18 protein-coding genes are annotated in these 19,312 nt (G+C 65.8%); 6 read left to right on the plus strand and 12 right to left on the minus strand.

What is annotated here, in order from left to right:
- Positions 1-3: 3 nt before the first annotated feature.
- The 5 genes from BLQ28_RS01220 to BLQ28_RS01240 all read right to left on the minus strand — a co-directional run bounded on the left by BLQ28_RS01220 (position 4) and on the right by BLQ28_RS01240 (position 4,563).
- On the minus strand, positions 4-735 hold the full coding sequence (locus tag BLQ28_RS01220) for an ABC transporter ATP-binding protein (protein WP_093236743.1): 732 nt from the start codon (positions 733-735) through the stop codon (positions 4-6).
- Entirely contained in the window at positions 732-1,535 is an 804-nt protein-coding gene (locus BLQ28_RS01225) for an ABC transporter ATP-binding protein (RefSeq protein WP_093236744.1), read from the minus strand. Before BLQ28_RS01225 ends, BLQ28_RS01220 begins: the two co-directional genes overlap by 4 nt.
- Entirely contained in the window at positions 1,532-2,395 is an 864-nt protein-coding gene (locus BLQ28_RS01230; RefSeq protein WP_093236745.1) for a branched-chain amino acid ABC transporter permease, read from the minus strand. Before BLQ28_RS01230 ends, BLQ28_RS01225 begins: the two co-directional genes overlap by 4 nt.
- Complete coding sequence (locus BLQ28_RS01235; protein WP_093236746.1) at positions 2,396-3,277, minus strand: branched-chain amino acid ABC transporter permease; 882 nt, start codon at positions 3,275-3,277, stop codon at positions 2,396-2,398.
- Between the two features lie 128 nt (positions 3,278-3,405).
- Positions 3,406-4,563: an ABC transporter substrate-binding protein gene (locus tag BLQ28_RS01240; RefSeq protein WP_176800979.1), complete on the minus strand. Its 1,158-nt coding sequence runs from the start codon at positions 4,561-4,563 to the stop codon at positions 3,406-3,408.
- Positions 4,564-4,785: 222 nt separating this feature from the next.
- Here BLQ28_RS01240 and BLQ28_RS01245 point away from each other — a divergent pair, with 222 nt between their 5' ends.
- Complete coding sequence (locus BLQ28_RS01245; RefSeq protein WP_093236747.1) at positions 4,786-5,865, plus strand: TRAP transporter substrate-binding protein; 1,080 nt, start codon at positions 4,786-4,788, stop codon at positions 5,863-5,865.
- A gap of 140 nt (positions 5,866-6,005) precedes the next feature.
- Positions 6,006-6,344 carry a hypothetical protein gene (locus tag BLQ28_RS01250; protein WP_256327134.1) on the plus strand — a complete coding sequence of 113 codons (339 nt, stop codon included), beginning with the start codon at positions 6,006-6,008 and terminating at the stop codon, positions 6,342-6,344.
- Between the two features lie 28 nt (positions 6,345-6,372).
- On the opposite strand, the gene BLQ28_RS01255 is transcribed toward BLQ28_RS01250, so the two are convergent.
- From BLQ28_RS01255 to BLQ28_RS01265, 3 genes are all read right to left on the minus strand, one after another.
- Complete coding sequence (locus tag BLQ28_RS01255; RefSeq protein ID WP_093236749.1) at positions 6,373-6,891, minus strand: hypothetical protein; 519 nt, start codon at positions 6,889-6,891, stop codon at positions 6,373-6,375.
- The gene (locus BLQ28_RS01260) at positions 6,888-8,432 is read right to left on the minus strand and encodes a TRAP transporter large permease (protein WP_093236750.1); all 1,545 of its coding nucleotides are present in this window, start codon (positions 8,430-8,432) and stop codon (positions 6,888-6,890) included. Before BLQ28_RS01260 ends, BLQ28_RS01255 begins: the two co-directional genes overlap by 4 nt.
- A 73-nt stretch (positions 8,433-8,505) precedes the next feature.
- Positions 8,506-9,045, minus strand: a complete 540-nt coding sequence (locus BLQ28_RS01265; protein WP_093236751.1) for a TRAP transporter small permease subunit — start codon at positions 9,043-9,045, stop codon at positions 8,506-8,508.
- A 167-nt stretch (positions 9,046-9,212) separates the two neighbouring features.
- On the opposite strand from BLQ28_RS01265, the gene BLQ28_RS01270 reads away from it, so the two are divergent.
- Entirely contained in the window at positions 9,213-10,520 is a 1,308-nt protein-coding gene (locus tag BLQ28_RS01270) for an SUMF1/EgtB/PvdO family nonheme iron enzyme (protein WP_093236752.1), read from the plus strand.
- A gap of 24 nt (positions 10,521-10,544) precedes the next feature.
- Here the strand turns inward: BLQ28_RS01270 and BLQ28_RS01275 are convergent, their stop codons facing one another.
- The 4 genes from BLQ28_RS01275 to BLQ28_RS01290 all read right to left on the minus strand — a co-directional run bounded on the left by BLQ28_RS01275 (position 10,545) and on the right by BLQ28_RS01290 (position 15,713).
- Positions 10,545-11,684 (minus strand): 2-aminoethylphosphonate--pyruvate transaminase, encoded by a 1,140-nt coding sequence (locus BLQ28_RS01275; RefSeq protein WP_093236753.1) that lies wholly within the window; start codon positions 11,682-11,684, stop codon positions 10,545-10,547.
- A 46-nt stretch (positions 11,685-11,730) separates the two neighbouring features.
- On the minus strand, positions 11,731-13,464 hold the full coding sequence (locus BLQ28_RS01280; protein WP_093236754.1) for a putative 2-aminoethylphosphonate ABC transporter permease subunit: 1,734 nt from the start codon (positions 13,462-13,464) through the stop codon (positions 11,731-11,733).
- Entirely contained in the window at positions 13,461-14,597 is a 1,137-nt protein-coding gene (locus BLQ28_RS01285) for a putative 2-aminoethylphosphonate ABC transporter ATP-binding protein (RefSeq protein ID WP_093236755.1), read from the minus strand. Before BLQ28_RS01285 ends, BLQ28_RS01280 begins: the two co-directional genes overlap by 4 nt.
- Positions 14,598-14,672: 75 nt before the next feature.
- Positions 14,673-15,713, minus strand: coding sequence for a putative 2-aminoethylphosphonate ABC transporter substrate-binding protein (locus tag BLQ28_RS01290; protein ID WP_093236756.1), 1,041 nt, complete (start codon positions 15,711-15,713; stop codon positions 14,673-14,675).
- Positions 15,714-15,871: 158 nt separating this feature from the next.
- On the opposite strand from BLQ28_RS01290, the gene BLQ28_RS01295 reads away from it, so the two are divergent.
- The 3 genes from BLQ28_RS01295 to phnY are packed head-to-tail and all read left to right on the plus strand — an operon-like array spanning position 15,872 to position 19,310.
- Complete coding sequence (locus BLQ28_RS01295) at positions 15,872-16,600, plus strand: phosphonate utilization associated transcriptional regulator (RefSeq protein ID WP_093236757.1); 729 nt, start codon at positions 15,872-15,874, stop codon at positions 16,598-16,600.
- 1 nt (position 16,601) lies between these two features.
- Complete coding sequence (gene phnA, locus BLQ28_RS01300) at positions 16,602-17,828, plus strand: phosphonoacetate hydrolase (RefSeq protein WP_093236758.1); 1,227 nt, start codon at positions 16,602-16,604, stop codon at positions 17,826-17,828.
- A 33-nt stretch (positions 17,829-17,861) separates the two neighbouring features.
- On the plus strand, positions 17,862-19,310 hold the full coding sequence (gene phnY / locus BLQ28_RS01305) for a phosphonoacetaldehyde dehydrogenase (RefSeq protein WP_093236759.1): 1,449 nt from the start codon (positions 17,862-17,864) through the stop codon (positions 19,308-19,310).
- The last annotated feature ends 2 nt before the right edge of the window (positions 19,311-19,312 follow it).

Here is a 19,312-nt window from a genome sequence, read left to right on the forward strand (position 1 = left end):
GGATCAGCTGCCCAGGTACGCGTCCTGCACCTTCGGGTTGCCCAGCAACTCGCGTCCGGTGCCCGACAACACGATCGATCCCGTCTCGATCACATACGCCCGGTCGGCAATCTTCAGTGCCTGGCGCACGTTCTGTTCCACCAGGAAGATCGTCAAACCTTGCTTGTTGATCTCGCGCAGCGTGCGGAAGATGTCCTGCACGATGATCGGCGCCAGGCCCATCGAGGGTTCGTCCAGCAGCAGCACGCGCGGCTTGGCCATCAGGGCCCGGCCGATCGCCAGCATCTGCTGCTCGCCGCCCGAGAGGTTGCCGGCCAGGCCGTCGGCCCGGTCCTTCAGCACCGGGAACAGCGCGTAGATGCGCTCCAGGTCGGCCGCGCGCGCGGCCGCACCGTCGCGCCGCGTGTAGGCGCCCAGCTCGAGGTTCTCGCGCACCGTCAGCGTCGTCAGCGTGGCGCGGCCTTCGGCCACCTGCACCACGCCGCCGGCCACGATCTTGTGCGGCGACAGCTCCGTGATGTCCTGGCCCGCGAAAGTCACGCGACCCGAGGCCTTCTTCACCAGGCCCGACAGCGCCAGCAGCGTCGTCGACTTGCCCGCGCCATTGGCACCGACCAGCGTGGTGATCTGCCCTTCGTGCAGCTCGAAGTCGATGCCCTTCACGGCCTGCACGTGCCCGAAGTCCACCTTCAGGTCCTGCACCTGCAGCAAGGGGTTGCTCGTCGCGGCGCTCATGCAGCGGCCTCCTGGTCGTTCGTGGCTTCGTCGTCTTCGCGGCCGAGGTAGGCCTCGATCACCTGCGGGTCGTTGCGGATCTGCTCGGGTCCGCCGCGCGCGATGATGCGGCCGAAGTTGAGCACCGCGATCTGCTGGCACAGGCCCATCACGAAGCGCATGTCGTGCTCGATCATGAACACGGTGTAGCCGCGCGCCGCGATGTTCTCGATCTCGACCATCAGCTCGCTTTTCTCGGTGCTGTTCATGCCGGCGACCGGCTCGTCGAGCAGCAGCAGCGTGGGCTCGGTGGCCAGCGCGCGCGCCAGCTCCAGCTTGCGCTGGTCGCCGTACGAGAGGTTGTCGGCCACGTCGTTCGCCTTGTGGTCGAGCTTGACCCAGCTGAGCAGTTCGCGCGCACGGTCGCGCGCGCGCTTTTCCTCGCTGCGGAACAGGCCCGAGCCGGCCAGCAGGCCGAGGGGGCCGTAGCGCAGCTTGGCGTCCATGCCGACAGTGACGTTCTCCAGCAGCGACATCTCCTTGAAGATGCGGATGTTCTGGAAGGTGCGCGCAATGCCGCCACGGGTGATCTGGAAGGGCTTGCGGCCCGCCAGGTCCTGGCCTTCGAAATGGATGGTGCCGCTGGTGGTCGGCAACAGGCCGGTGATCAGGTTGAACACCGTCGTCTTGCCGGCGCCGTTGGGGCCGATGAGCCCGAACACGCCGCCCTTGGGAATGTCGAGGTTGACGTCCTGCAGGACCTTGAGACCACCGAAGTGGCGCGACACGTTCTTGAGTGTGAGAAGCGTGTTTTCGCTCATGCCGCGCTCCCCTTGCGTGCGAACCACTGGCGGATGCGCGCCGGGTCCCAGATGCCCTTGGGCAGGAACAGCACGATCAGCACGAGGATGAAGCCATTGACCACGAGGCGGAAGGCACCCAGGCCACGCAGCATCTCGGGCAGCAGCGTGAGGATGGTGCCGCCCAGCACCGGGCCGGTGAGGCTGCCGATACCGCCAAGAATGGCCATCGTCAGGATGTCGACCGCGCGGTTGAAGCCGTACTCGGCCGGGCCGATGAAGAAGGTCAGGTGCGCATTGAGCGTGCCCGCCAGGCCGGCGATGGCGCCTCCCAGCACGAAGGCCAGCATCTTGTGGCCCGCCACGTCGATGCCCATCAGGCCAGCGGCGGTTTCGTCTTCCTTGATGGCCTCGAAGGCGCGGCCCACCTTGGAGCGGCGGATGCGCCACAGCACCAGCAGCACGAGCACCAGCGCCAGCGCCACATGCCACCACTCGGTCGATTGCGGAATGCCGTTCAGGCCCAGCGCGCCGCCCGTGAGCGACTCGGCGTTGAGGATGGCGATGCGCACCACCTCGCCGAAGGCCAGCGTGGCCATCGCCAGGTACACGCCCGACAGCCGCAGCGTCGGCTTCCCGATGATGAAGGCGACCAGCGCCGGCGCGGCCATGCCGGCGGCAATGGCGACCGGGAACGGCGCGCCGTAGTTCAGCGTGAGGATCGACGCGGTGTACGCGCCGATGCCCATGAAGGCGGCATTGGCCAGCGCCAGCATGCCGCAAGCGAGGGTGAGCCAGATCGAGAGTGCCAGCAGGCCATTGATGCCCAGCGAGAGCACCAGGTTGCTGTAGACCGACCAGAAATTGTCGAGGGCTTCCATTTAGACCTTGCGCTCCTTCAGCGAGCCGAACAGGCCCTTCGGGCGCACCAGCAGCACGAGGAACAGCAGGCCAAAGGCCACCGCGTCGCGCATGTTGGAGCCCACGTACGCCACCGACAGCACCTCGGCAAAGCCGAGGAACAGGCCGCCGAGCAGCGCGCCGCGGATGTCGCCCATGCCGCCCAGGATGATCACCGCGATGCCCTTCTCGAGCATCGGCTGGCCCATCAGCGGGAAGAGGGCGTTCGAATACAGGCCGATCAGCACGCCCGCCACGCCGCCCAGGCCGGCGGCCACGAACGAGGTCAGGTAGAACAGGCCCTCGACGTTCACGCCGACGAGGTACGCCGCCTTGGGCGACTCGGCAATGGCGCGCAGCGCGCGGCCCAGTTGCGTGCGCTGCAGCGACAGCATCAGCAGGCCCATGAGCAGGAACGACGCCAGCACGATGCCCAGTTCGAGCACGGTGACGTGGATGCCCGCGATCACCAGTGCGTCGTCGGGAATGGTGCCGGCCGGAAAGCGCAGGTTCTCCGCGCCGAAGATGCCCTGGATGCCGTTGTTCAGGATGATGGCCACGCCGATGGTGGCGATCATCGGAATCAGGTGGGGCGCGTTGCGTTTGCGCAGCGGCTTGAGCACCAGCACGTCGATCAGCAGGCCGAGCACGCCGCAGAAGGCGAACGCGAAGGGCAGGCCGACCCACAGGGGCAGGTGCAGCACGCGCATGAACTCGGCCGCCGAATAGGCGCCGACCATGAAGACCGCGCCATGCGACAGGTTGATGACGCCGAGCACGCCGAAGATGAGTGTGAAGCCGAGCGCGAAGAGTGCGTAGACGCACCCCAGCGACAAGGCGTTGACAAGCTGCTGATCGAGCACGATGGGCTTCCGTCAGGCCGCAACCGTAGAGGGCGTTGCGGCAAATCAAAAAAGAAAACGGCGCAGGAGGCCTGCGCCATGCGAAGGGCACCGGCGGGCCGCGCGACGCGGTCCCGCCACGGCGGTGCTTACTTCTCGATCACGAACGCAGTGCCCTTCGTGACGCTCACGATGGCCTGCTGCTGGGCGTCGTAGCCGGCGGGCTTGCCGGCCTTGTCCTTGGCGCGCGCGAAGGTGAAGGCGCCGGTGGCACCGGTCCACTTCACGTTGGGCAGGGCATCGCGCAGCGCGCTGCGGTCCGATGCCAGGTTGCCCGTCAGCTTCACGCCCTTGAGCGCCTGCGCGACCACGTACAGGCCGTCGTAGGCCTGTGCCGCGAACTGGTCGGGCGCGATCTTGAACTTGTCGTTGTAGGCCTTCTGGAACTTGGTGTTCTCGGGCGTGGCGTTGCTGGCCGACCAGGGGCTGCCGACGTAGAGGTTGTCCGAGCTGCCCTTGGCCAACTCGAAGATCTTCGTGGAGTTCATGCCGTTGCCGCCGATGATCGGCACGTTCAGGCCGAGCTGGCGGGCCTGCACCATCACCGGTGCGCCTTCGGCCAGCAGTGCGGACAGCACGATGGCGTCGGGGTTGGTGGCCTTGATCTTGGTCAGCTGGGCCTTGAAGTCCACGTCGCCCTTGGCGAAGGTCTCGGTGGTGGTCACGGGCAGCTTCAGGTCTTCGAGGGCCTTCTTGAAGTTGTCGTAGCCGCTCTTGGTGAACACGTCGTCGTTGCCGTACAGCACGGCGACCTTCTTCACGTTGGCGTGCTTGATGGCCACGCGCAGCGTTTCGGGCAGCACGTCGGCTTCGGTCACCGAGTTGCGGAAGATGTAGTCGCCGATCGAGGTGATGCCGTCGGCCGTGTTCGAGGTGCCGAAGGCCACGGTCTTGGCGGCCTGGGCGATCGGGTCTGCAGCCTGTGCCGAGTTCGACAGCGTGGGGCCGAAGGTCATCAGGACCTTGTCCTGGAAGATCAGTTTCTTGAAGACGTTGATGGCGTCTTCCTTCTTGCCCTGCTCGTCCTCGATGGCCAGCACGATCTTGTCGCCGTTGATGCCGCCGGCGGCGTTGATCTCGTCGGCTGCCAGTTGGAAGCCGTTGCGGATGGCGGAGCCATATTGGGCAGCGCCGCCCGACAGGGCAGCGGCCACGCCGATCTTGATGTCGGCGGCCTGCGCGCTACCGAATGCGGTGGCGGCAACGAGTGCGAAGAGAGCGGGTTTGAAGGGAATGGAGCGGATCATCTGTTGGATGCCTCGGTGGTTTTGAGTGATGAAGGCGAAGTAACATTTTATGCCTCGCCTGCAACACCTTCCGCATCGCATGCGTCCCGCCCGAATGCCGCAGGGTAAACCCCCGCCGGGCACCTGTAAGCGCGTTTTTACAATCGCCCCGGCTTACACCAAAGTCCCCAACGCGGCCACAAGCCGCGTTTTGTTTTATTCAAAGAACTCGGAGAGCTATCAATGGATCGTCGTTCCCTCATCAAAAACGCCGGCATCGCCGGCGTTCTGGCTGCCGGCATCGCACCCGCGGTTCATGCGCAGGCAACCGTTCGCTGGCGCCTGGCGTCGAGTTTTCCCAAGTCGCTGGACACCATCTTCGGCACCGCCGAGGTGTTCGCCAAGAGCGTCAGCGACATGACGGGCGGCAAGTTCCAGATCTCCGTGCATGCCGGTGGCGAGCTGATGCCCGCGTTCGGCGTGGTGGACGGCGTGCAGAACGCATCGGTCGAGATGGCCCACACGGCGCCGTACTACTTCTACGGCAAGGACCCGACCTTCTGCCTGGGCTGCGCGGTGCCCTTCGGCATGAACACCCGCCAGCAGAACGCATGGATGTACGAAGGCAACGGCCTGAAGCTGATGCGCGCGTTCTATGCCAAGTACAACATCATCAATCTGCCGGGCGGCAACACGGGCGCGCAGATGGGCGGCTGGTTCCGCAAGGAAATCAAGTCGGTCGCCGACCTGAAGGGCCTGAAGTTCCGCACCAACCCGTTCGCCGGCAAGGTGCTCGAACCCTTCGGCGTGATCCCGCAATCGATCCCTGGTGCCGACCTGTACCCGGCGCTCGAAAAGGGCACGCTCGACGGCCTGGAATGGGTCGGCCCGTACGACGACCAGAAGCTGGGCTTCAACAAGATCGCCCCGTTCTACTACTACCCCGGCTGGTGGGAAGGCGGCCCCGAGCTCGACTTCTACATCAACACCAAGGCCTGGGAAGGCCTGTCGGGCGAGTACAAGGCCATCGTCGAGGCGGCCGCCGCGCACGCCAACATCACCATGACCGCCAAGTACGACGCCAAGAACCCGGTCGCGCTCAAGCAGCTCGTGGGCTCGGGCACCAAGCTGCGCCCGTTCTCGCAGGACGTGATGAACGCCGCCTTCAAGTCGGCCCAGCAGATCTACTCGGACCTGAACAACAGCAACCCCGAGTGGAAGAAGATCTACGGCGACTGGTCGAAATTCCTGGCCGACCAGAACGCCTGGTTCCGCTACACCGAAGGCACGTTCGACCGCTTCATGCAGCAGCAGAAGCTGTAAGAAGAAAAGGCAGGCGCCATCGTGGCGCCTTGTCTCGAGCAAGAAGCCCTGCCGATCCAGGCGGGGCTTTTTTTCGCCCGTTCGCTGCGGTTATCGTGCGTCTCTTTCTCCATCTTCCAGGTCTTCTTCGCATGCTTCGAATGTCGTCCCTTGCGATGGCGCTTCTCGCGATGGCGTTCACCTCGGGCGCGCAGGCCGCGGCCGGCATGGGCAGCTACACGCTGCCATGGAACACGCGCGGCGAGGTGCTCGAATACCGTTCGTGCGGCTGCGGCGATTCGTGCTGGGTGGCCGAGGTGCGCAATGCACACACCCGAGCGTTGAAAGGCCGGCTGCGCTGCGATTGCGAACGGCTTCATGCCCAGGTCGGGCCGAAGGGCGTGGAGCGGGTGCAGGCGGCAAGTTGTCCGGCCGATGGCGATGGCATCGACAAGCCGCGCGCCATCCGCGAATCGCTCGAGCACCTGCTCCAGCGATAGAAGATGAAAGCGCCCCGAGGCGCCTCGCTCAGGGCTCGCCGTTGTCCGGCTTCTGCGGAATCGAGCGCTTCGCCACCTGCTCGCCGAAGGCCACGAGCACGCTAGCGTCGGCCGCGTGGAACCACGTCATGCCGCCGTAGCGCCGCCGCACCAGCAGCCGCGGTGCGATCAGGCGTTCGAGCATGCGGATGTGCACCAGCTTGAGCTGCGCCACGTCCTGCGCGCTCACACGCTTGTCCCAGAGCCAGGTCTGCGTCAGCACGTCGCCTTCGAGGCGGGTGCGGCTGTACACGATCCAGTAGCCCACCCACACCACGCACAGGGCCGCGATGCCGAACACCACCAGGGCGCTGGTCGACCAGGTGGTGGTGCGCAGCGAAGGCAGGCTCCAGAGCGCGAAGGCGAAGATGTCCACCACGAGCACCACCGCCAGGGTGCGCAAGAGCGGCGGGAAGGCCGCGCTTTCGAGGGGCGGGGTGCGAGGGCCGTCGATGTTGTTGTCGTTGTCTTGTTGTTCTTGCGCAGTGCCTGGGCCGTGGTCGCTCACGGCTTGGCGGCCTCGCTGGACGCCGGCGGTGCTTCGGCCGGTGCGGCCGTTTCATCCTTCTTGCCGTTGCCGAACGGGTCTTCCATGTTCACGCCGTTGCTGTCGGGCGCGGGTGGCGGCTCGGCGTCGGCCGGCATGTCGAGGTTGACCTTGTCGATGTCGACGACCTTTTCCTTCTCGAGGAACACGGTCACCGTCTGCGGGAAGAAGATCACGATGGCCACTAGCAGCAGCTGCATCGCCACCCACGGGATGGCGCCCAGGTAGATGTCGCGCGACTCCACCTTCTTGGGCAACGCCCCGTTCTTGAAGAGGGTGTCTGCGATGCCCCGCAAATAGAACAGCGCAAAGCCGAAGGGCGGGTGCATGAACGAGGTCTGCATGTTCACGCACAGCAGCACGCCGAACCACACCATGTCGATGCCCAGCTTGTGCGCGACGGGCCCCAGCAGCGGCAGGATGATGAACGCGATCTCGAAGAAGTCGAGGAAGAACGCGAGGAAGAAGACGAAGATGTTGACCGCGATCAGGAAGCCGACCTGCCCGCCCGGCAGGCCCGACAGCATGTGCTCGATCCACTTGGCGCCATCGACGCCCTGGAACACCAGCGAGAACACGCGCGAGCCGATCAGGATGAACACCACCATGGCCGTCAGGCGCATCGTGCCTTCCATCGCGCCCTTCAGCAGCGACCAGTTCAGGCGGCGATGGATGAGCGCCAGGATCAGCGAGCCCACCGCGCCCATCGCGCCGGCTTCGGTCGGCGTGGCGATGGCGTTGTCCATGAAGGGCAGGCCGCCCATCGAGCCCAGCACCGCGAAGATCAGGATGGCCGAGGGGATGATGCCGCGCAGGCACTTGCCCCACAGTGCCCAGCCGTTCAGCGTGCGTGCGGTGACGGGCAGGCCCGGCACGTAGTGCGGGCGCAGCCGGCCCACCAGGAAGGTGTAGATCGCGAAGATGATCACCTGCAGGATCGACGGACCCCAGGCGCCCTTGTACATCTGGCCGACGTCGGTACCGAGCTGGTCGGCCATGACGATGAGCACCAGCGAGGGCGGCACCAGCTGCGTGATCGTGCCCGAGGCGGCGAGCACGCCGGTCGAGTAGCGCATGTCGTAGCCGTAGCGCATCATGATCGGCAGCGAGATCATCGCCATCGCGATCACCTGGCCGGCCACCGTGCCGGTGATGGCGCCGAGGATGAAGCCCACGATGATCACCGAGTAGCCCAGGCCGCCGCGCACCGGGCCGAAGAGCTGGCCCATGGAGTCGAGCATGTCCTCCGCCAAGCCGCACTTCTCCAGTACGGCTCCCATCAGGGTGAAGAACGGAATGGCGAGCAGCGTCTCGTTCGACAGAATGCCGAACACGTTGAGCGGCAGGTTGGCCATGAAGCCGGCCGGGAACCAGCCCATCTCGATGGCGAAGAAGCCGCAGATCAGGCCCAGGGCCGAAAGCGAAAACGCGACCGGGAACCCGATCAGCATGATCACGATGAGCCCCGCGAACATGATCGGGGCAAAGTTTTCCATGTGCATTGCTACTTACCTGCGGTGCGAGAAAGGGCGGGGCCTGAAAGAGTGCGAAGGAGGGGCGCGCAAGGGGCGCCCGTCACTGCACCGGCTTCTCGTAGTGCGTGTCCATCTGGATCAGGCCGCGCAGGTAGGCAATGCGCTTGATGATTTCCGAAACGCCCTGCAGGAACATCGCCGCGAAGCCCACGGGCATCAGCAGCGCGGCGGGCCAGCGGATCAGGCCGCCGATGTTGCCCGACATCTCGCCGGTGACCCACATGTTCCAGAAGAAGGGCCATGTGAGGTACGTGAAGAGAGCCATCACCGGCAGCAGGAAGAAGATGAGCCCGAACAAGTCGACGTACACCGGCCCGTAGCCCTTGAGCTTGCCGTAGATGATGTCCACGCGCACATGCTCGTTGAAGCGAAGCACCACGGGCGCGCCGAGCATCACGGTGGCGGCGAACAGGTACCACTGGATCTCGAGCCACGAGTTCTTGCTGAAGTCGAGGCCATAGCGGATGAGGGCATTGCCGGCGGAGATCAGCGAGGCACCCAGTACGGCGTAGCCGGCGATCTTGCCGAGTTTTTCGCTGACCCAGTCCATGCCGGTCGCGAATTTGAGGAATGCAGACAAGGGGTGTCTCCCACGAAGCCCAGAAAAAACGCGGGCCCGTTGTGGGGGCTGCGCAAAAGCCCGGAATGTTACCCGCGCATACCTTTGTATTGCGCCGTTTCACTGGGCGGGTTTACCCGGAATCCGGGGCATGTTTCGAGGCCCTTGGGCGGTCCTCATAATCGGCGATGTCTTCGCGCCTGCCGCCTTCCTCGACCCCTTCCGGAGCCCAGGGCCTGCCCCATTCGATCGACTCGACGGACATGTGCCGTGCCGGCCGCGAGCTGCTGTCGCTGGCACTGATCGACGCGCGCAACCAGACGCTGCACCTGCTGTCGCTCTATGAAGAAGCCATGGGCGCCGATGCGCTCGTGCGGCCACCCGCGCCGGAAGAAGAAGGCGTGGTGCCGGCGGCCTGGCTGGCTGGCCACATCGGCTGGTTTGCCGAGTGGTGGATCGGCCGCAACACGCAGCGCGCCTTTGGCCCCGACTGCCCGGTGCGACCCACGCGGCTCGCGGCGATCGAGCCCGGCGCCGACGACTGGTGGAGCCCGATGCCGCACGCACCCAGCCATCGCCGCTGGCCCGCGGACCTGCCCGACCTTGGCCAGACCCGCGCCTACCTGCTCGAAACGCTGGAGAGCACGCTCGAGCTGCTGGAGCATGCGGCCGAGACCGATGCGGGGCTGTACTTCTATCGCCTCGCGCTGTTCCATGAAGACCTGCGCGGCGAGCAGTTCGTTGTGATGGCGCAGACGCTGGGGCTGCCCCTGGGCATCGAGCAGGCGCCCATTGCCGTCACGCACCCGCCGCTGTTGCTGCCGGCCACGCGCTGGGAGCTGGGGTCGTCCGAGAGCGGCTTCGCCTTTGCGCAGGAGCGCAGTGCGCACCGGGTCGACGTGCCCGAGTTCGAGATCGATGCGCAACCCGTCACCTGGAACCAGTACATCGAGTTCGTCGACGACGGCGGCTACGACCGCGAGGAGCTGTGGCACGCCGAGGGCTGGCGCTGGCTGGCCGCGCAGGTCGAGGGACGGCGCGGGCCGCGCCATGTCGAGCAGATCGGCGTGGCGCGCAACGGCACGGGCGGCTCGGTGCTGCAGCAGCGCTTCGGTGCGACGGTGCGCGCGGCGGGGCACCACAGCGCCGTGCACCTGAGCTGGTGGGAGGCCGATGCCTGGGCCCGCTGGGCGGGGCGACGCGTTGCGACCGAGGTCGAATGGGAAATCGCGGCGCATGTGGCCGCGCGGCGCGGCTTTCGCTGGGCCGACGTGCACGAATGGACGGCGGGCACGCTGCAGCCATGGCCCGGCTATCGCGCCGACCCGTGGAGCGCCGGCGGCGAGTTCGACCCCGAGGCCGCCTTCGGCCGTGCGCGCGTGCTGCGCGGTGCCTCGTTCGCGACGCGTGCGCGCCTGCGTTCGCTCAAGCGCCGCAGCTTCGCGCTGCCAGAGCGCGACGACGGCTTCTTCGGCTTCCGGACCTGCGCGTTGTAGGGGCCGTCCGTCCGTGCGCGCCGCTCAGGCTGTGGCGGTCGCCGACACCTGCCGGATCCCCATGGCTTTCAGCGTGTCCGCAATCGCCGCGACCGCGCCAGGAATGCCCGCCTCGCCGAAGTGCCCCATGCAGCCGACGCGGAAGGTCTCCACCTGGGTGAGCTTGCCGGGGTAGAGGATGTAGCCGCGCTTCTTGACCTCTTGATAGAAGGTCTTGAAGTTGTAGTTGGCGTCGTCCGGCGCGTGGAAGGTGATGATGATCGGCGCCTGGATGGCCGGGTCGAGAAAGCTCCTGAAGCCCAGTGCAGCCAGCCCGTCGATGAGTCCCTTGCAGTTGCGCGCATAGCGTGCGCCGCGTGCCTTCAGGCCGCCTTCCTCGACGTACTGCGCAATGGCGGTGTCGAGTGCCGCGACCACATGCGTGGGCGGCGTGAAGCGCCATTGCGTGGTCTTTTCCATGTACACCCACTGGTCGTACAGGTCCATGCTTAGCGAGTGGCAGTTGCCTTCGCATTTCTCGAGCGTGCTGCGCTTGATGACCACGAAGCCCATGCCCGGTACGCCTTCGAGGCACTTGCCCGAAGCAGCGACGACCGCGTCGAAGGGTGTCCTGCGCGCATCGATCTCCAGCGCGCCGAAGGAACTCATGGCGTCGATGATCAGGCCACGGCCATGCTTTGTAACCACCAGCGCGATCTCGTGCAGCGGGTTGAGCACGCCGGCGCCGGTTTCGCAATGCACCACCGCGACATGGGTGATGCTCGGGTCCGCAGCCAATGCGCGGTCGACGTCGGCCGGTGACACCTGCTTTTCTTCGGTGTAGTCGATGGTGGTCAGCCTGCGGCCCAGCACCTTGCAGATCTTCGCGAGGCGCTGGCAGTAAGCGCCGTTGCTCGGCACCAGCACATGGCCGTTGCGCGGAACGACGGTGCCGATGGCCGCTTCCACCGAGAAGGTGCCGCTGCCCTGCAGCGGAACGCATTCGTGCGTGCCCGTGCCGTGCACGATGTTCAACACTTCCTTGCGGATGCGTGCGGTGATCTGGTTGAAGTCCGCGTCCCATGAACCCCAGTCGCGCAGCATCGCTTGGCGTGTGCGGTCCGAGGTGGTCAGGGGGCCGGGCGTGAGCAGGATAGGGTAGCTGGGGTGGGGCGTTTGACTCATGATGTCTCCAGGCGGGGAAAGGAAATGAGAGAGGTGCGATGCGTGTTCAGCCGCGGCTCAGGTTGCGCCAGGCCTGCGTGCGCGACAGCAGCACGCGCGTGAGCAGCGAATAGGCGATGCACACGAGGGTCGAGGTCACGACGATCAGGCTGGCCAGCGCCGCGGCCGGGCCGATGTCGCCGGCGTCGTCCAGATGCATGATCGCGACCGAGGCCAGGATGGTCTCGGGCGTGTAGAGAAAGATGGCGCACGACAGGCTGGCCATCGACACCACGAAGAAGTAGCGCCCGATGTCCAGGATGGCCGGCAGGCACACCGGTACCGTCACGCGCAGGAAGGTCTTGAAGAACGGCACCTTGAGCGAGGCCGACACGGCCTCGAACTCGTTGTCGATCTGCTTGAGCGCGGTGACGGCCGTGAGATGGCTCGACGTGTAGTAGTGCACCACCATCGAGATGATCAGGATCGCCATCGTCTGGTAGAGAAAGTTCAGCGGGTTGGCCGGATGGTTGAAGAACATCACGTAGCCCAGCCCGAGCACCAGCCCCGGCACCGCCATCGACAGCACCGCCATCAGGTGCATGCCGCGGCGCATCAGGCCGAGGTTGCGCGTCTTCTCGATCAGGTAGGCGCCCACGAACACGATGAGCGAGCCGGCCACGGCGGTGGCCATGGCGACGATCAGGCTGTTGCCGTAGGCCGCGGCCATGTCGCTTTCGACCAGCACGAAGTGATAGTGCTTGAGCGTGAGCGAAAGGTCATAGGGCCACAGCGAGATCAGCGAGGTGTAGATCGCCATGCCGATGGTGGCCAGCAGCAGGCCGCACACCACCGTACAGAACAGCATCAGCAGCAGATCGGCGAGCTTGCGGCGCTTGGGGCTGTAGGGCACCGAGCGGGCCGTGAGCTGCGCCTTCAGCTTGCGCCGCACCACGTAGTCGATGACGAAGGAAATGATCGACGGAATCAGCAGCAGCATGCCTACCACCGCGCCGATCGAGAAGTTGTGCTGTCCCACCACCTGCTTGAAGACATCGACCGACAGCACGTTGAAGTTGCCGCCGATCACCTTGGGTGCGCCGAAGTCGCTCACCACGTAGGTGAAGACCACGGTGGCCGCGCTGATCAGGCCGTACTTGCACGACGGCAGCGTGATGGTCATGAACTGCCGCAAGGGCCGGGTGCGCAGCGCGGTGGCGGCCTCGTACAGCCGTCCGTCGGCCAGCGACAGGGCGGTGATCAGGATCATCAGCGCATGCGGAAAGGTGTTGTAGACCTCCGCCATGATGATCCCCGGCGCACCGTAGATCGACACGCCGCCCAGGAGGAACTTGAGCGCCCCCTGGTTGCCGAACCACTGCACGAACGAAATGGCCGACAGCAGCGAGGGCGCCAGCAGCGGAATCAGCGCGACGAGGCGAAACACCGCCTTGAGCGGCGTCGGCATGCAACTGCGCGTGAGCGCATAGGCGAAGACGAAGGCCGTGGGCACCGAGATCATCACCACCGCCGCAGACACCCAGATCGAGTTCCACGCCGCGCGCAGCAGGCTGGGTGTCTGGAAGTAGGTGATGAAATGGGTCAGGCCGACGAAGCGGCCTTCCCGGTCCTGCACCGCGTGCGCCAGGATGGTCAGCAGCGGCGCGATCAGGAACACGAACAGCATCGCCATCACCACGAGCAGGATGGCGCGGGCGATGGTTTCGTCGCGGCTCCAGCGCATGACGGGGCGCGCGCTGAAGGCGGCGAACGCGGTGCGAGGACGGGCGAGCGTGTTCATGGCTTCGGCGTGCGGGCGGAGAAGGCGCGGATGCGGTTCGCGCGCAGCGCGATGTCGATGGTGTTGCCTTCGCGGATGTCCAGGTCGTGCAACTGGTTGAGCGAAAAGTGCAGGCCCAGCGTCTGCCCATGCAGCGCATCGGCCGTGACTTCCGCAATGCACAGGCCGCCGAGAAATTCGACCTTGCTGACCCGCGCCCGCAGGCGGTTGGCCGTGTCGTCGGCCAGGTGCTCGACCGCGCGGTCTTCGGGGCGCAGGTAGAGGTTGACGGCCTCGCCGGGTTCGAAGGCGCCGTCGCAGGCGTCGCACTGCAGTTCCATGTCGCCGACCTGGAAGCGGTGGTTGCCCAGCGCCACCGAGCGCAGCACGTTGACCTTGCCCACGAAATCGGCCACGAAGGGCGTGGCCGGCTGTTCATAGACTTCCATCGGCGTGCCGACCTGCTCGATCACGCCGTGGTTCATGACCACGATGCGGTCGGCCATCGACAGCGCTTCTTCCTGGTCGTGCGTGACCATGATGGTCGTGATGCCGACCTGCCTTTGCAGCCGGCGGATTTCACCGCGCAGGCGGATGCGCTCCAGCGCATCGAGCGCAGACAGCGGCTCGTCGAGCAGCAGGAGGCCGGGGCGCGTGGCAAGGGCGCGCGCCAGCGCCACGCGCTGTTGCTGCCCACCGGAGAGCTGGCTCGGGTACTTGTTGCCCGAGGTGGGCAGGCCGACGAGCTTCAGCAACTCTTCGACGCGTGCCTTGATGTCGCCGCGCCGGGTGCGGCTGTTGACCAGGCCGTAGCCGATGTTGTCGGCAATCGAGAGATTGGGAAAGAGCGCATACGACTGGAACACGATGCCGTAGTCGCGCTTGTCCGGCGAGAGCCACGAGACGTCCTTGCCGTTCTGCAGGATCTGCCCGGAGGTCTGCGTTTCCAGTCCCGCGATGATGCGCAGCAGCGTGGTCTTGCCGCAGCCCGAGGGGCCGAGAAAGCACAGCATCTCGCCCGGATTCACGCGCAGGTGCACGTCGCGCAACGCGCTGAAGGATTCGAAGTCCTTGCGCACGCCGACGATCTCGAGCGCGGCGGGCGCGCTCGCAGGCACCGGGGTGGCAATGAACTTGGTGTCGGTCATATCCATTTTTCGCACTCGTCGTTGGCGGGCGTCACCACTGCGGCGGCGCCCGCGGATTGAAAGTCGGGAATGCCGCGGGGCTTACTTGGGTTCAGCCTTGCCTTCGTAGCGCTTGCTCCACTCCGCCAGGATGCGTTCGCGGTTCTTCGCGGCCCAGTTGATGTCGTTCCTGGCCAGCAGCTTTTCGTAGTTGTCCGGAATGCCTTCCAGCTTCGAGGCCACGCCGGGGTAGGCCACCACGGCCCACCAGGTGGAGGTGATCTGGTTGGCCTCCTTGCTGGCCATCCAGTCGGCGAAGCGCTTGGCTTGCGGCAGCTTCGTGCTGGTCTTCATGAGGCTGGTGGCTTCGATGTCCCAGCCCAGGCCTTCCTTCGGGAAGATCAGGTCGACCGGTGCGCCCGACTTCTTGACCTGGTGCGCGCGGAACTCGAAGGAAATGCCGATGGGGAACTCGCCCGCGCCGGCCTGCTTGCAGGGCTTGGAGCCCGAGTGCACGTACTGCGCGATGTTCTGGTGCAGCGCGTCCATGTACTTCCAGCCTTCGGCGTCGCCCATGTTCTGCAGCCACGAGGACACGTCGAGATAACCGGTGCCGCTGGAGGCCGGGTGCGGCATCGAGATCGTTCCCTTGTAGACGGGCTTGGCCAGGTCTTTCCAGGTCTCGGGCTTTGGAAGGCCGAGCTTCTGCGCCTCGACGCGGTTGAAGCAGATGGTCGCGGCCCAGACGTCCATGCCGACCCAGGCCGGCGGGCGTGCGGCGTCGGAGTACGCGGGGTTCAGTTCCTTGAAGCCCTTGGGCTCGTAGGGCAGCAGCATGCCTTCCTGTCCCAGCAGGGCGAGGCTGCTGGCGGCCAGGCCGGCCACCACGTCGGCCTGCGGATTGGCTTTCTCGGCCAGCAGCTTGGCGGTGACGATGCCGGTGGAGTCGCGCACCCACTTCACCTCGATGTCCGGGTTGGCTTTCTCGAAGGCGTCCTTGTAGAGCTTCATGGCATCGGTTTCGAGCGCCGTGTAGACCAGGAGCGAGGTCTTTTGCGCCCATGCGGCGCCGCTGGCCGCAAGGCCGAGCGTCGCCGCACACAGAACCGCCGTGAGACGGCGCGTGCTTTGTTTCATCGTCATCTGTTTCTCCTGAGAGGGCTGGCTGTCACTGGAAGAGGTGAGTGGCGGGCTCCGGCTGCTGGCGTGCCAAGCTCCGGCGAGCGAAATGTAGATTGACGATTGATGACTGTCAATAAAAGATTGTTGACAGTTTTCAATTCTTCGGGAAAATACGCCCCATGGTCACCAGCAATCACTCCGCCGCCCTCGCATTCCTCCAGTCCAGCTCGTTGCCGATGCTGATGCAGGAAGAAATCGAGCGTTTGATCATGACGGGCGAGCTTCCCGTCGGTAGCCGCATCAACGAGAGCGAGCTCTCGCAGCGCTTCAACACCAGCCGCGGCCCCATCCGGGAAGCGCTGCGGGCGCTGGAAGAAGCTGGCCTCGTGCGCAACGAAAAGAACCGCGGCGTCTTCGTGCGCGAAATCGCTTTCGAGGAAGCCGACGAAATCTACGAACTGCGCGAGGCGCTCGAAGAAATCATCGGCCGCCGCGTGGCGCTGGCCATTGCGCCCGACGCGATCGAGCGGCTGCGCGCCATGGTCGACGCGATGCGTTCGGCCGCCCAGGCGCAGGACGTGGAGCAATACGCGCAGCTCAACCTGCAGTTCCACGAGATCCTGCTCGACACCGCCGGCAGCAAGAAGCTCACCGAAACCTACAAGCGCCTGGTCAAGGAGCTGCACCTTTTCAGAATGCGCGCGCTCGACAGCGGCGGGGGCCTCAAGGTCTCGGCCGACGAGCACAGCCACATCGTCGACGCGATTGCCAGCGGCAACCCCGAGACGGCGGGGCGCGCGCTGCGCGAGCACGTGGCCGGCAGCCGCGCACGCATGCACAAGGCCTTCGGCCGCGCCGATTCCGACGCGGCCGTGGCATCGAACAACCCACCCCAAAAGGAAGTCTGAAATGACACCGGAGACACTCGAAGTCAATGCCAGGAGCTATCGCTGGATGGCGCGCCCCGTCGTGGTCGTGTGCGTGGACGGCAGCGAGCCGGCCTACCTGGATGCGGCCATTGCGGCCGGCGTCGCTCCGTACTTCGATCGCATGATCAGGTCGGGCGCCAACCTGCTGGGCGATTGCGTGGTGCCTTCGTTCACCAACCCGAACAACCTGTCGATCGTGACCGGCGTGCCGCCCGCGGTGCACGGCATCTGCGGCAACTACTTCTTCGACCGCGAGCTGGGGCAGGAAGTGATGATGAACGACCCCAAGTACCTGCGCACCGGCACTGTGCTGGCGGCGTTCGCCGATGCGGGCGCCAAGGTGGCGGTGGTCACGGCCAAGGACAAGCTGCGCAAGCTCCTGGGCCATCGCATGAAGGGCATCTGCTTCTCGTCGGAGAAGTCGGACCAGGTGACGGTGGAAGAGAACGGCATCGACGACGTGCTCGGCATGGTCGGCATGCCCGTGCCCTCGGTCTACAGCGCGGAGCTGTCGGAGTTCGTGTTCGCGTCGGGCGTGAAGCTGATGGAGTCGCGCCGCCCCGACCTGATGTACCTCTCGACCACCGACTACGTGCAGCACAAGGCCGCGCCGGGCAGCCCCGCGGCCAATGCCTTCTACGCCATGATGGACGGCTACCTCGCGCAGCTCGACGCGCTGGGCGCCACCATCGTGGTCACCGCCGACCACGGCATGAACGACAAGCACGGCGCCGACGGCTCGCCCAACGTCATCTACCTGCAGGACGTGCTCGACGGCTGGTACGGCGCCGGCACGGCCCGCGTGATCCTGCCGATCACCGACCCGTACGTGGTGCACCACGGTGCGCTCGGCTCGTTCGCCACCGTCTATGCGCCCGACGAGGCCAGCGTTCCCGGCTGGATCGAGCGCATCAAGCAGGTGCCGGGCATGGAGCTCGTGCTCTCGCGCAAGGACGCCGCGCAGCGCTTCGAGCTGCCGCCCGACCGCATCGGCGACATCGTGGTGGTGAGCGAGCGCAACACCGTGATCGGCACCGCGGCGAGCCGCCACGACCTGTCGGCGCTCGAAGTGCCGCTGCGCTCGCACGGCGGCGTGTCGGAGCAGCGCGTGCCGCTCATCTGCAACCGTCCGGTGACGGGCATCGCCGCGAGCCGGCGCCTTCGCAACTTCGATGCGCTGGACATCGCACTGAACCACGCTCAATAACGACAACCGCGACAACGCCTTCTGGAGCACCCCATGAGCCAAGCCATCCTGAAGCCAGGCATCGTTCACCGCGAGGCGCTGCGCATCGCCGGTGAGCGCGTTCATCGCGACCGCACGATCGAGGTCACCTATCCGTACACCGGCGAAGTGATCGCCACCGTGCCCAAGGCCACGCTCGACGACGTGCGCCATGCGCTGCGCATCGCGCGCGACTACAAGCCCACGCTCACCCGCTACGAGCGCTACAAGATCCTGATGCGCGCGGGCGAGATCATTGCCTCGCGCCTGGACGAGATGTCGCGCACCATCACGCTCGAGTCGGGCCTCTCGCGCAAGGACTCGCTGTACGAAGTGGGCCGCGCGTCCGACGTGCTGCTGTTCGCCGCCAACCAGGCGCTGGTGGACGACGGCCAGGTGTTCTCGTGCGACCTCACGCACCACGGCAAGAGCCGCAAGGTCTACACGATGCGGGAGCCCCTGCAAGGCGCCATCACCGCCATCACGCCGTTCAACCATCCGCTGAACCAGGTGATCCACAAGGTGGCGCCGGCCATTGCCACCAACAACCGCATCGTGCTCAAGCCCAGCGAGAAGACGCCGCTCACGGCGTTCCTGCTGGCCGACATCCTGTACGAAGCGGGCCTGCCGCCGCAGATGCTGTCGGTGCTCACCGGCGACCCGAAGGAGATCGCCGACGAGCTGCTCACCAACGCCGACGTCGACCTCGTCACCTTCACCGGCGGCGTGCCCATCGGCAAGTACATCGCGGGCAAGGCGGTCTACAAGCGCCAGATCCTGGAGCTGGGCGGCAACGATCCGATCATCGTGATGGAAGACGCCGACGTCGAGGAGGCGGCCACGCTCGCGGCCAACGGCTCGTACAAGAACTCGGGCCAGCGCTGCACAGCCGTCAAACGCATGCTGGTGCACGAGTCGGTGGCCGACCAGTTCGTCGAGCTGCTGGTCGCCAAGACCCGCGCGCTGAAGTACGGCGACCCGATGGACCCCGACACCGACATGGGCACCGTCATCGACGAAGCCGCCGCCAAGCAATTCGAGGCCGTGGTCAATGAAGCCATTGCCGCCGGCGCGAAGCTGCGCTACGGCAACGAGCGCCGCGGTGCGCTCTACTCGCCGACGGTGCTCGACCACGTGAGCCCGGAAATGACGGTGGCCAAGCACGAGACCTTCGGACCCGTGTCGCCGGTGATCCGCTTCAAGAACATCGACGAGGCGATCCGCATTTCCAACGGCACGGCCTACGGCCTCTCGTCGGCGGTCTGCACCAACCGGCTGGACTACATCACGCGCTTCATCCGCGAACTGAACGTGGGCAGCGTCAACGTGCGCGAGGTGCCCGGTTACCGGCTGGAGCTCACGCCCTTCGGCGGCATCAAGGACTCGGGCCTGGGCTACAAGGAAGGCGTGCTCGAGGCGATGAAGAGCTTCACCAACACCAAGACCTATTCGCTGCCCTGGTAACC

Origin of the sequence: Variovorax sp. EL159 (assembly GCF_900100965.1) — a bacterium.
Taxonomy (GTDB): Bacteria; Pseudomonadota; Gammaproteobacteria; order Burkholderiales; family Burkholderiaceae_C; genus Variovorax.